This is a genomic window from Pseudovibrio sp. Ad46, from assembly GCF_001623065.1.
Lineage (GTDB): Bacteria > Pseudomonadota > Alphaproteobacteria > Rhizobiales > Stappiaceae > Pseudovibrio.
Window position 1 is genome coordinate 43,714 of sequence record NZ_LMCG01000073.1, and the last position, 13,232, is coordinate 56,945.

Annotated in this window: 11 protein-coding genes; 2 read left to right on the forward strand and 9 right to left on the reverse strand. The window is 52.1% G+C overall.

Annotated features, from left to right (window positions below; all coding sequences use genetic code 11):
* Positions 1–2: 2 nt before the first annotated feature.
* The 7 genes from PsAD46_RS20700 to PsAD46_RS20730 form a co-directional block, all read right to left on the reverse strand.
* Positions 3–1,199 carry an acyl-CoA dehydrogenase family protein gene (locus PsAD46_RS20700; protein WP_063307772.1) on the reverse strand — a complete coding sequence of 399 codons (1,197 nt, stop codon included), beginning with the start codon at positions 1,197–1,199 and terminating at the stop codon, positions 3–5.
* 189 nt (positions 1,200–1,388) lie between these two features.
* A complete protein-coding gene (locus PsAD46_RS20705) occupies positions 1,389–2,198 on the reverse strand; it encodes an IclR family transcriptional regulator (RefSeq protein ID WP_063307773.1) in 810 nt (269 codons plus the stop codon).
* 107 nt (positions 2,199–2,305) lie between these two features.
* Positions 2,306–3,001: an ABC transporter ATP-binding protein gene (locus tag PsAD46_RS20710; RefSeq protein WP_063290706.1), complete on the reverse strand. Its 696-nt coding sequence runs from the start codon at positions 2,999–3,001 to the stop codon at positions 2,306–2,308.
* 20 nt (positions 3,002–3,021) lie between these two features.
* Entirely contained in the window at positions 3,022–3,792 is a 771-nt protein-coding gene (locus tag PsAD46_RS20715) for an ABC transporter ATP-binding protein (protein WP_063307774.1), read from the reverse strand.
* Positions 3,789–5,066 (reverse strand): branched-chain amino acid ABC transporter permease, encoded by a 1,278-nt coding sequence (locus tag PsAD46_RS20720; RefSeq protein ID WP_063307775.1) that lies wholly within the window; start codon positions 5,064–5,066, stop codon positions 3,789–3,791. Before PsAD46_RS20720 ends, PsAD46_RS20715 begins: the two co-directional genes overlap by 4 nt.
* On the reverse strand, positions 5,063–5,995 hold the full coding sequence (locus PsAD46_RS20725) for a branched-chain amino acid ABC transporter permease (RefSeq protein WP_063307776.1): 933 nt from the start codon (positions 5,993–5,995) through the stop codon (positions 5,063–5,065). Before PsAD46_RS20725 ends, PsAD46_RS20720 begins: the two co-directional genes overlap by 4 nt.
* 70 nt (positions 5,996–6,065) lie before the next feature.
* Positions 6,066–7,298 (reverse strand): branched-chain amino acid ABC transporter substrate-binding protein, encoded by a 1,233-nt coding sequence (locus PsAD46_RS20730; protein WP_063307777.1) that lies wholly within the window; start codon positions 7,296–7,298, stop codon positions 6,066–6,068.
* Positions 7,299–7,605: 307 nt separating this feature from the next.
* Between PsAD46_RS20730 and PsAD46_RS20735 the strand changes: the two genes are divergently transcribed.
* Both PsAD46_RS20735 and sctV read left to right on the forward strand, forming a co-directional pair.
* Positions 7,606–8,064 (forward strand): type III secretion system chaperone, encoded by a 459-nt coding sequence (locus PsAD46_RS20735; protein WP_063307778.1) that lies wholly within the window; start codon positions 7,606–7,608, stop codon positions 8,062–8,064.
* Between the two features lie 149 nt (positions 8,065–8,213).
* Positions 8,214–10,352, forward strand: coding sequence for a type III secretion system export apparatus subunit SctV (sctV, locus tag PsAD46_RS20740; protein WP_057464013.1), 2,139 nt, complete (start codon positions 8,214–8,216; stop codon positions 10,350–10,352).
* A gap of 106 nt (positions 10,353–10,458) precedes the next feature.
* Here the strand turns inward: sctV and PsAD46_RS20745 are convergent, their stop codons facing one another.
* A complete protein-coding gene (locus tag PsAD46_RS20745) occupies positions 10,459–11,250 on the reverse strand; it encodes a hypothetical protein (RefSeq protein WP_063307779.1) in 792 nt (263 codons plus the stop codon).
* Positions 11,251–12,095: 845 nt separating this feature from the next.
* The gene (locus tag PsAD46_RS20750) at positions 12,096–13,013 is read right to left on the reverse strand and encodes an alpha/beta fold hydrolase (protein ID WP_063307780.1); all 918 of its coding nucleotides are present in this window, start codon (positions 13,011–13,013) and stop codon (positions 12,096–12,098) included.
* Positions 13,014–13,232: the final 219 nt, after the last annotated feature.

Genomic DNA, 13,232 nt, shown 5'->3' on the forward strand with positions numbered 1-13,232 from the left:
TCCTAAAGGCCGAGAATAGTTTTACTGATGATGTTGCGCTGGATCTCATTGGACCCACCGAAGATAGAAAGCTTACGGTTGTTGAAGTAACCCGGGCTCACTGCAGCGGCATACTCCGGCCCAACACCTTGCACGTTCGCACCACTATCCAGCGCCTCCGACACAAACGGCATAGCGTAACGCCCAACCGCTCGCCGTGTCAGATCATTGATCGCCTGTCGGATTTCAGTTCCCTTGATCTTCAGCATGGAACTCTCTGCTCCCGGCGCCTGCCCTGCCGCCGCTTTGGCGATCATGCGCAGGTTCGTTGTCGCCATCGCCATCAGATCAATCTCAATCTGCGCAACCCTTCCGGCAAAATACGGGTTCTCCAGCAGTGGCTTGCCACCAGACATCTGCTTGGCACAAATCTCCTTCAAATGAACAAGAGCCGCCGTCGAAAAGCCAACGCCTGCAATATTGGTACGCTCATGGGTCAGCAGATACTTGGCATAGGTCCAGCCCTTGTTCTCCTCTCCAACAAGGTTGGCAACCGGCACCTTCACATCCTCAAAGAACACCTCATTCACTTCCTGCCCACCGTCAATTAGTGTAATGGGCCGAACAGTGACACCCGGTGTCTTCATATCAATCAAGAGAAACGAAATACCTTCCTGAGCCTTCACGTCCTGGTCCGTACGCACAAGACAGAAGATCCAGTCCGCATGTTGACCCAGTGTAGTCCAGGTTTTCTGACCGTTGACAACATAATGGTCCCCATCCCGCACAGCACGGGTCTTCAGGGAGGCGAGATCAGAACCCGCCTGCGGTTCAGAATAGCCCTGACACCACCAGTCCGTACCATCCAGAATCCGCGGCAAAAAGTGATCTTTCTGCGCCTGACTGCCAAACTTAAAAAGCACGGGCGCCAGCATGGAAAGCCCGAAAGGGATCGTCCGCGGCGCATGGGCAAGGCAAAGCTCTTCCTCAAAGATGTGCCGGTAGACTGCATTCCAACCAGTCCCACCATGCTCCACCGGCCAGTTGTTCGCCAGCCATCCCTGCTTGTTCAGCGTGGCATGCCACTCTTCATGATCCATCTTGGAAAGGCGCTTTCCCAATCTGACCTTTTCCGAGAGAGTCTTCGAAAGGTTCTTGTTTAAAAACGACCGCACCTCATCACGAAATGCCAGTTCATCAGCTGAATAGTTCAAGTCCATATGCCGCCCTCCCTGCTTCATTGGACATAACTGTCGGGAGGTTCCAGGACGCATCGCCCACCTCATCCCCATCATGAGATCAGAGTATCGCGCATTCAGATTATTTCAATATGTAATTCATAATTCCAATATGCAGAATTTAAAGTAAGCAGCGATCACGATAATAAGATCTTTCCGCTCGCTACAAGCTTAGCCGCGATTGACCAAAACAGAGGGCAAGCCCAGCGCCCGTTCCAGCTCTTTCACGCGGTCCCGCAATTTAGGTCCAACCTCATTTTGCATGCGCTCATAGCTCAGCATGTCTGGAGTCGCCCCGCAGCTGATCGCAACCGGCTCGCCAAAATCATGAGACCGGAATCCGGTTGAGACCGCATTGATGTTCTCAGCATAACGCTTATCTTCATCAACAATTACAAAGCCTTGGGCCAACAGCTGAGAGTACCCTGCAGCCCGTGCAATCTCCAGTGTCTCGACGGAAATGCTCTCATCCCGCCCCTGTACACGTTCGCAAACCTGAGCAAACTCATGGTCCGTTACGCTGGCCAGATAAGCAAGCCCGGAGGATGATCCAGTGACCGGAATGCGGTGCCCCACTTCCAGCCAGATGGCAGGCGCGCTTTGCGGGCGCCACGTCTTGGTCAGCAGCATCTTGTTTTCATCAAGCACTGCCAGCAAAGCAAGCGTACCCGTCTCATCAGCAAGCTGTTGCATCATCGGGTTCGCTGCTTCAATGAAAGATACAGAAGCGCTGGCAATGTTGCCCAAAGCGAGGGCAGCAGGGCCAAACCGATACCGATCATGACGACGCGCATGGCTGAGATAACCAAGCTGCTGAAGGGTGAAGGTCAAACGGGAAACAGTGGATTTGGGAATGCCAGTACGCTGAGAGATTTCCTGATTGCCAAGCCCATCATCAGAAGCCCGGAATGCCCGTAACACCTGCAGCCCTCGCGCCAGCGTTGTCGCAAACCGCCGGTCTTTTTCTTCATGTCCGCTCAACGCTAAAACCCCACCCCGATCATTTACATCCCTTGCCTAACACACATCATCCAACTCTAAGAACACCAGCAAGGCATCCTGCAGCACTTCTCCAAGAAAAACACCGCTCACACTTCCAGCCATTCCCGCCGGATATCATCCCGCGCTCGAAACTCCTCTGGTGTCCCGTGATAAACAATCTCCCCATGCCCCATCACATAAACCTGTTGGGCAATCTTCAGCGCGATGGAAAGCTTCTGCTCTACCAGCAAGATGGAAACACCGGCTCGCGCAATCTCCGCAATCAATTCCCCAACCTGCGTCACAATTTTGGGCGCAAGCCCTTCGGTCGGTTCATCAATGATGATCAGATCAGGGTCTCCCATCAGCGTCCGGCAGATCGTCAGCATCTGCTTTTCGCCGCCAGAAAGTACGCCAGCTGCCGTATCAGCGCGTGATTTGAGGTTTGGGAACATATCGAGCATCTGCTCAATGCTCCATCTGCCCGGCTTACGCATGTCCTTGATGCCAAGAAGAAGATTGTCCCGCACACTCATCAAAGGGAAGACATCCCGGTTCTCTGGCACATACCCAAGCCCCTTACACGCAATGCTATGGCTCGGCAGGCCGGAAATCGTCTCACCTTTGAACCAGATATCTCCTTTTGGTGCTACCTCGCCCATAATCGCCTTAGCTGTGGTGGAACGCCCGACACCATTGCGCCCCAACAGCGCCGTCACACTGCCTTTGGGCACATCCATATTCACGCCGCGCAGCACATGGCTCTTGCCATAAAAAGCATGCAGATCGCGAACTTTCAGCATTTCACTTGCAGCAACCCTGCTCATGCACTCATCTCCGCAAAATCTGCCTCATCCCCCAGATACGCCTCTCGCACCCGCGCATTACCGCGAATTTCCTCTGGCGTTCCGGTCGCGATGATCTCACCATAAACAAGCACTGAAATTCGGTCAGAAAGCCCGAACACAACGCCCATGTCATGCTCCACGATCAGGAGCGTCTTCCCTTCCGTCGCCATCTCAATGAGCTTGATCGCCCTGTCGGTTTCAGAATGGCTCATGCCTGCCGTCGGCTCATCCAGCAAGATTACATCTGCCCCGCCTGCAATGGTGATGGCAATCTCCAGTGTGCGTTGGTCCGCATAGGCCAGCAGCACAGCAGGCACATCCGCCTTGTCCGTCAGCCCCACCTTCTCCAGCACCTCAGCAGTCTTCCGCTGAACCTCCTTCAGGTTACCAATGTTCCGCCAAAAGCTGTGCCCATATCCAAGCGACCACAACACCCCGCAGCGCACATTCTCACGAACCGACATATTGGTAAAAATGTTGGAGACCTGAAAACTCCGCGACAATCCAAGCCGATTGATCTGATGAGGCTTAAGACCAGCGATCTGCTGTCCACCCAGACTGATCTTCCCTGAACTTGGTGGAAACAGACCGGAGATAAGGTTAAACAAGGTGGACTTCCCAGCCCCGTTGGGGCCGATGATCGCGTGCCGCTCACCCCGGGCAATCTCCAGCGAAACCCCTTCGATGATCTTCGCCGGACCAAAATTTTTGCGAAGGTCCGTCAGCTGTAAGGCTGGAGCGCTCATGAGCCGACACCTCCCTGTCTGGAAAGCACTTTGAGCGAGCTCATGCCAACACCGGCAAGTATCAAACCAACTGCCCACGGCATCATCTGGTCAGGAGCCAGATGGAAACCAAACGGTTCGAAAGCCTCTCCAAACCCATTGGAATGCCGCACTGCCAACTCAACCAGCACAATAACACCAGCTGCAACCATCAGGGCCGAAGTCACAAACGCTCCTACCCGTAACACCCCCTTACCACTCAAAGAATGTTTTACGGCTGCAGTCCCGCTCAGCAACAACCCTGCAAGCCCGCCCGGTGCAAACAAGATCATCCCGATAAACAAAAGGCCCAGATAAAGCAGCCACGCCTCTGAATAATCTGAGAGGTTGGACTGCATATAAGTCAGCACCACAGCTCCAAGAATAGGCCCTGCAAAGTACCGCGCCCCGCCAATGAACGCCATCAGCAGCACCAGACCTGACGGCACCACACTCAGGCTTTCCGGCGTAAATATCTCATAGTTCACCGCAGACATGCCGCCCGCCAGCCCAGCAAAACCGCCAGCGGCGATGAACACCAAATAACGCACACGGTTGGGGTTATAACCCACAAACTGCACCCGCTCTGGATTATCCCGCACCGCCTGCGCCATCTTGCCAAGCGGTGTTCTGGTGAAGGCATACATCAGCGCGGTGCCTAAAAAGGTCCAGAACGCGATAAACCAGTACACTTCGCCCAACGGCCCAAGAGACAACTTGAACAGCTCAACACCATTCATACGATCGCCAGTGATACCTTCCTCGCCACCGAAGACGCTGATAAACATGAACCCGGCAGCTGCAACAAGCTCGGCAATGCCAAGCGAGATCATGGCAAACGGCACACCGGCCCGCCGGCAGGACGGCCAGCCAATCACTGCGCCCGCCAGCGCTCCTCCCGCAAACCCCACCAGTGGCAGGGCAAACATGGGAAAGGCCGCCCAGACGCCGCCATCATAACTGGCGTTCTCAATCGCATTCATCCCATGCATAGCCGCATAACCACCAAGCCCAAAGTAGACGGCGTGACCGAAGGAAAGCATGCCCGCCTGCCCAAGCAACATGTTGTAGGACAGAGCAAAAACCATATTGATGCCAATCGCATTGAACAGCGACAGCCACGTTCTGGACGGCTCAAACAGCGGAATGCTCAACAGGATCAGAGCAAGCAGCAACAGCGGCAGAACCCGTGTCGCAAATTTGTAGCGTGCACTCGGTGCCAGATCAGGCACCCGGTCAAGACTGTAGTCGGTCAAAACTCACGCTCCCCCATCAAACCACGCGGACGCAGCATCAACATCAGCACCAAAAGAAGGAACGGCAGCATGGGAGCCAAAGACGCAATTGTAATACGTCCGATATCACCATCCGCGCTCAACCCGGCAAACGAAAAGATCTCCGCAAAACTGCTGTCGATTGAGATGGCAAAGGTCTGAAGAAAGCCAATCAGCAAACTGGCGATAAACGCCCCTTCCAGGCTGCCCATACCGCCAACCACAACAACCACAAAAACAATCGGTCCGAATGAAAACGCCATGGACGGCTCGGTCACCAGATAGTTGCCGCCAATCACCCCGGCCAGACCCGCCAGAGCGCACCCCGCCGCAAACACCAGCATAAAGATCCGCGGCACGTTATGTCCCAGATGAGACACCATATGCGGATGTGTCAGCGACGCCTGAATGATCAGTCCGATCCGTGTCCGCTTCAACAGGTACCAAAGTCCCGCCAGCATCGCGATGGACACAGCCAACATGAAAATGCGATACGCCGGATACTGAGAACCGAACAGTTCAAAGAGCGAATAATTGAGCTCCGGCGGAATCTCATAGGCAACTGCAAACTTGCCCCAGACAATCTTCACCAGCTCCTCAATCACATAAGCCAGCCCGAACGTGAAAAGCAGCTCAGCCACATGCCCCCTGGCATGCACTTTGCGCAGGCCCCACTTTTCAACGCAGGCTCCAGCTGCTCCAACGCAAATCGGCGCCAGAAATAACGCAAACCAGAAGCCGGTGTGCTGGCCAAGGGTAAATGCAAAATAGGCACCCAGCATGTAAAAGCTGGCATGAGCCATATTGAGAACGCCCATCATACTGAAAATCAACGTCAATCCGCTGGACAGCATGAACAGCAACAAGCCATAGATCAGCCCGTTGAGCAGAGCAAAAACAACCGTCTCCATAACATCCCTCAAGAGAAAAGAGCACGCTCAAGCCCAATTGCCCGAGCATGCCATTGTTCAAGTAAGATCGTTAGGAAGGACGACGCATCCTGCACGTCGTCGGAGTTTCAGTCGCTGCTGCCGGAATGGTGATATCTGTCTTGAACCCATAACCGGTATTCTCAACATCACGAGCCACACCCTCAGAAAACGTTGAGATATAAAGCGGTTGCATCAGCTGGTGGTCATCCGCCCGCATGGTCACCTCTCCATACGGCGTCTCATAAGTCATCCCTTCCAGCTCAGCTGCAACCTTGGGCACATCCACTGACCCAACCGCATCAACGGCCTTATCAAGCATGTTCATCAAGGTGAAAACCCGCTCGTAATAGTAATCAAGACTATTGGTTTTCTCAAAATCATCCACCCGAGCCATCTGCTTTTCAGAGGCCTCGATGTTCTCATGGAACTCAGTGATCTGCTTCACCAGCCCAACAGCGCTCTGCCCCATCGCAGTTGGTGCTCCAAGACCACCGCCATAGAACGTCAGATACGGTACCGTATGACCGGACGCATTAGCCGCTTTCACCAGCAGCGTCATGTCTGTTCCCCAGTTTCCCGTAAACACAACATCCGCTTTCGCGCTCATCATTTTCTGCACGTAGGGTGTGAAATCCTTAACCTTGCCAATAGGATGAAGCTCTGCACCAACAATCTTGATGTCCGGACGTTTCTCCTCAATCATGGACTTTGCAGCTGCTGTAAACGCTCGCCCGTAAGAATAATCCTGCGCCAGAATATAAGCAGACTTGATGTCTTTCTGATCCCGCAGCCAATCAGTCAGACCCGCCATTTTCATGTCCACATGCGCATCAAACCGGAAATGCCAGTAATTGCATTTCTTGTTGGTCAGCGCCGGATCAACCGCTGCATAGTTGAGGAAAAGAACCTCTTCTCCCGGATTTCGCTTGTTGTGCTTAGCAATCGCATCAGTCAAAGCATTCGCAACGCTCGACCCGTTCCCCTGCGCAATAAAGCGGACGCCCTGATCAATCGCCTTCTGCAGTTGAACAAGGCTCTCTTTCGGATTGATTTTATTATCAAAAGCAACCACTTCCACCTGCATGCCGCCCATACCACCAGCAGCATTAATTTCTTCAGCCGCATAGCGGAAGTGCTTCACCCCAGCATCACCCGTACTCCCAAACGGACCTGATAGCGGATCAATGTATCCGATCTTGATAACTTCAGCTTCCGCAGAGAGAACACCGCCGAAAAGCAGAAGTGCAACCAGACTAGATTTCAATAAATTACCTTTAGACAAAACAACCCCTCCCCCAAAAAGATTTTTCATTATAATTTTATTAAGGTAATGAGATATTCATCAGACTATATTGTCAAGCAATAAGTAAAACCCAATTCCGCATAGTGACTTAAGCAATTTCACAGTTCAAAGCAGAGCCGAGTCATCTGTTCGAAAACTTCATCATAAGTCGTCGCCAATAAACATTGCATGCAGCCTGCAATTTTCTTCTTCAGATGATTGTAGTTTGTATCAAACAGCACAACACACTCTCGAGACCGGCCCTACAGAATATCCCAGATAAATCAGTAGAGTTAGGGACAACTGAATGGGCAACTTCAAAATCATTCACGACTTGATGGTTGAAGTCGGACCGCTTCTGGAAGCCTTGGAGATATCAGAGTACGCAGAAGCCAAAACCTGGACTGTTCTACTGGAAGATTTCCTGATCATCCTGGAAAGTGATGAAGACAATAATATCCTTCATATCTCCACCATTTTAGGCAGCCCTGCGCCAGAAGCCCGAAGGGATACATATCTTAACGCCCTACGCTACTCAGGGGAACAACAGGCAGAAAATAATTACCGTGTTGGCCTTGTTGAGAAGGACGGCGATCTCGCATTGATCAAAACCGAGTACACCAACAATCTGGATAGAAACAAACTCTACACCACGCTCAAAGACTTTTTGAGCGAAGCTGGCAAACTCAATCTCATGATTGAGACCACACCCGGACCGCAGATCTCCTTGACCGAAAACACCGGCGAAATCATTTTACCCGCCTGATAAGCGTTTACGAGCAAGGATAACTCCAAATCTTCTTTTAAATTTTTACTCAAGTGTTTGCTGCGGCACACCTGTGGCTTTTTCCAATTGTTAGAAGCGAAAGGTGAATTGGCCTGAAAGCAAGAGCAGGCTGAAATCAGGAGCAGGACGTGCAAAAAATCTTTCAAATGTTGTCAGGGAGAAATGATGTTCTCCTGGCATTTCTTTTGATCGCAATCGTATTCATGATGATCCTTCCGTTACCGACGGTTCTCGTGGATACGCTCATTGCAATCAACCTGAGCCTTGCTGCGATCCTGCTGATGGCTGCGCTCTACCTGAAAGATGTTGTAGCCCTCTCGGCCTTTCCCTCTATCTTGCTTCTGACGACCCTCTTTCGCTTGTCTTTGTCCATCACGACGACCCGTCTGATCCTGCTCAAAGCCGATGCCGGTGAAATCATCGACACCTTCGGCAACTTCGTGGTCCAGGGTAATCTGGTCGTCGGTATCGTTATCTTCCTGATCCTGACCATCGTAAACTTTCTGGTGATCACCAAGGGCTCTGAACGCGTGGCAGAAGTCTCTGCCCGTTTCTCCCTTGACGCGATGCCCGGCAAGCAGATGTCGATCGACTCCGACATGCGTGCTGGCCAGATCGAACTGGATGAAGCCAAGCGCCGCCGCACCAAGCTGGAAAAAGAAAGCCAGCTTTACGGTTCCATGGACGGCGCCATGAAGTTCGTGAAGGGCGATGCGATTGCGGGCCTGATCATCACCGCGGTTAACATCATCGGCGGCGTCATCATTGGCACCTCCCAGCATGGTATGAGCGCTGTTGATGCTCTGGATCGTTACACCATTTTGACCATCGGTGATGGTCTGGTTGCTCAGATCCCGGCTCTGTTCATCTCCATCACAGCTGGGTTCATGGTCACCCGTGTAAGCACCGAAGATTCCAGCGACCTTGGATCTGATATTGCCAAACAGTTGAACAGTGAACCAAGGGCCCTCATGATTGCAGCGACAATCATGGTTGGCTTCGCGCTTATTCCTGGCTTCCCAACTTTCATCTTCTTGCTCCTTGCAGCAATCTTCGGCTCTGTTTCTTTCTTCTCCATGCGAAAGACCAAGTCTCAGTCCGCTAGAAAGGATTCACAGCAGCTCTCAGCCTTTGCACCCGCCATAGCGCCTGAAGGCGAAGCTATGATGATGCCTGATGAGGACATGGCGACCGAAGTGGAAGCCGCTCAGGATCTTGCCATTACAATCACCGTTCCGCTCATTGTCGATATCTCGTCTTCAGTCAGGTCCACACTCAACCCGAAGAAGCTCGACAGAGAAGTCGCAAAGGTGCGCAAAGCGCTTTACTTCGATCTCGGCGTCCCCTTCCCGGGCATTAAACTGCGCCTCAACGAGAGCCTGCCGGAAGGAGAGTACCGCATCCTCGTCAACGAAGTCCCTGTTGCCCGTGGCGCAGCACGGTCCGGCTATTTCATTGCCCGCGAAACACCGCCAAACCTCGCTATGTTCAACATTCCTTACGAGGAAGGCGACAGTTTCCTGCCAAACACCCCTTCCTTCTGGGTAAACAACCGACACTTTGAACAAGCAACCCGCGCTGGTATTCAGACCCTGACACTGACCGGCATGCTCAGCCTGCATCTGGCTCATGTGCTTAAACAACACGCCGCAGAGTTCCTCGGCATTCAGGAATGCATGTTCCTGCTCAAGCACATGGAAGGCGACTTTGACGAGCTGGTGCGCGAAGTAAACCGCGCCGTCCCTCTCATCTCGTTGGCCGATGTTCTCAAGCGTCTGGTGCGTGAGGACATCTCCATCCGTGATATGCGCACGATCCTGCAGGCCATCGTGGAATGGGGCCAGAAGGAAAAAGATCCGCTCATGTTGACGGAGCATATCCGCATGGCATTGAGCCGCTACATCACGCACAAATACTCTGCAGGTCAGCACATCATTCCGGCATATCTCATCGATAAAGACATCGAGGATGAAGTGCGCGGTGCCATCAGACAAACCAGCGGCGCCTCCTATCTGGCGCTTTCCCCGGATACACACCGCCAGCTCATCACCGTCATGCGCAGCGCCATTGGCGATAATCTGGCACACAACGGCATCGCTCCGGTCATTCTGGTCCCAATGGATATCCGCCGTTTCTTCAGAAAAGTAATCGAGCGCGACTATGCCGATCTGGCTGTGCTGTCCTTCCAGGAACTGGCGCCAAACGCCAACATCCAGCCATTAGAGAAAATCAGTTTACGCGGCAAGGTTGGCACCCTACCAGCCTGATCCCCGAATACCGCGTAAAATCTGCCCTTTGCCCGGGCAGTAAGGTGGAACCCGAATAACCATAATCAGAAGCCCCAACTTCGGGTCATCGGGTTCCACCTTGTTCTTAAAATGTTGGGAAGAAATCATCATCCTCGGTGATCTCTGCACCGTACTCCCCGTCATCAAACTGGAAATCCTTATAACCATCCTCTTTGGTCGCTCCAGCTTTTAGTCCCTCCTCCAGAACCTTAAAGGCGTCGTCAACCTTATTATCAGGATTTTTCCAGAATACGATCTGGCCAAAAATCATTGCTTCTGAGTAGGTCCCTAAAGACGTAAGCACTTTTGCTGCATCATCTTTGTTGAATGGTTTGCCATCTTCTTTAATCAAGGCAAGGTGCACGCCTTTTACCTTGGTGCCGTCTCGCACGGTAACACCGATGCAAGAACTGAAGCCGGTGAATTTGATTTCCCCTTCCCCGCATCCAACTTCTCGCTCAGCTATCGCCATGATATCCGCAGCCTCTTTCAAACTTCCATCTTCCGGCAGGATCAGATCTGGCTTGGAGGCATCACCATCAACGGCAGGAACATCTTCAGGCTTAGACGGCTCCTGAACTTCTGCTTCCACTTTTTCTTGAGCAGCTGTTTTTTCAGGCTCCGTAACGTTATCTTTAACCTGCCCGTGGACGTCATCGAGCTCTTTTTCCTCAGCCTTTTCCATGCTCTTAACGTGGTCCTGACCAACAGCTTCCACCTGGTCCTGAGAACCGGCTTTCAGCTCCGGCTGTTCATTGCCGTCTGGTTGATCACCAATCCCATCCGGCTCCTCATCAATAACCTGAGCTGGGATTTCCGGGTTAACACCAATGTGTTTCAAAACATCAGTCGCCCATTTTTCGTGCTCAACACTCATTCTCGTTCTCCGAAAAGTTACCCAGCAATTCTCGCGGGGACACTTTAAATTCACATGAAGGTGGAGCATCCATTTTTGTACTAATCCAACCCAAGTCTCAGCAACCCGCCATACAAACACCAATGGCACCGCATGGCCTTCCATGCAGTGGTGGAATTTAGGGTCCCGAGAAACGGGAGGGGCAAGGCGAGCAGGCAGTGCCTGCGCTAGGTATTAAATTAGTTTCTTCGGCATTGGCTGTCGCCTTGCCCGGGCGTTTTTGTATGAAACAAGGTCTCCACCGAAAGGCATTGGGAGCAGGTGCCTACCCATCAACGTGAGGCCTCACAAAACACAAGGTTTTGCTTCGAAACTCACAGTCAGGGCAGTTGCTGTAAAGGACAGTTTGACTTGTCCCTGACAGCTGCAGCTGCCAGTGTAGACGCCCATCGGGTGACCAGCTTCCGCTTGGTCCCTGCACTAAAGACTTTCAAGGGGTGTTTCAACGGACCCGCCGGAGGATGCGTTATGTCTCCCGGTAGCCCCGCCCAGCCCACGCCACACTGACGGTCGCTCCGCCAGCTGCCCGTGTACGTGGACACGAGATAATCTTAGGGCTGGCGGAACCTGGGGGAATAAGTTTTTGATGCAAACGCGACGAACGACAGCGTATCTCCGAAAAGTGGAAACCGGTTTTCGGATAAAGATATGCAAAAACAAAGACTAGAGCGCGTTCCGTTTGATTGAATTCAATCAAACGACAAGAATTCGCTGAAAGTAAAGAAATTAGAGCGTGAGGCGTGAATGCAAATGAACGCAACACGCTCTAAAGCAGTTCAGGTATTTCAATTTAAATGCGAACTGCTTTAAGGCCTCAACCGCTCAAGAAACGGAGCAACAACCGGGCCCCAGACTTTAGGGCCCTCATCCCTCAGAAAGAGATCATGACCGTTCTCACCCTCAAGCGGCAAAATGGCAAGCTCTTGCTTTGCATCACTTTCTGATGTGTAGGCCTCAAAAAATGACCTGGCCAACATCGGGCTATAGTACTCCTCGTTCTCCGCATAAACCCAGAGTGTTGGTAGCGTTGTCCCAGCCCCAAACATCCTGAAACCTTGTTCTGCCTGTTCTAAATCCCGCGCACTATAATCATCTATTGTCACGGCTCCCGGTGCGAAAGAAATGACACCGCGAACACCATTTGGAGCCTTCCGAGACGCGGCTAATACGCTGTTCCCACCTGCTGAAAATCCGAGAAGGACAATATGATCAGCAACCACAAACTGCTGATCCTGAAAGTAACGCACTGAACTATTGATATCATGAACGCGCTCCTCAAGGACCTTTATGAAACCTTCTGAATCCCCATCCTCAACAACAGAACGCTGCCCCTCTGAACGTCCGTAGCCTCTGCGAATAACAACAGCAACAGCGTATCCTCGCGCAAGAAACCACCTGATTGCAGCGTCAGGACGGAAATCATAGGGACCATCACGTGGAGCACTCCGAGCCGCCCCATGAGTAAAGACCGCCAGCGGAAAAGGCCCTTCTCCATCCGGCTTGAAGGTGGTCGCATCCAAAGTGATCGTCCTACTGCCGTCTTCCAACTCAACCGGAACCCGCCAAATCTGCATATTCAGTTCACCAAGCGGCTCACTGATGGGGCCACCCTTTTGATGCGGCGATTGCGCCAAAGAGGCTTGCGCAAAAAACAAGAAAACCAAAACGAACAAACTGGTGATGAAACCCGAGACTACGTCCCGCTTATTGAGCCTATAAAACATCTTGCCCTCACTTGAATTACAATTGCATTACAATACAATTACAAATGAAGCACGATTCTCACACAACTGCAAGCTGGATTATTCAAGACAGAAAGACGAGAAAATATAGGACTTGGGGCGCTTCTCGGAACATTGATGAAACGACAGTGTATCTCCGAAAAGTGGAGACCGGTTTTCGGATAAAGATACGCAAAAACAAAGGCTAAAGCAGTTCAGGTG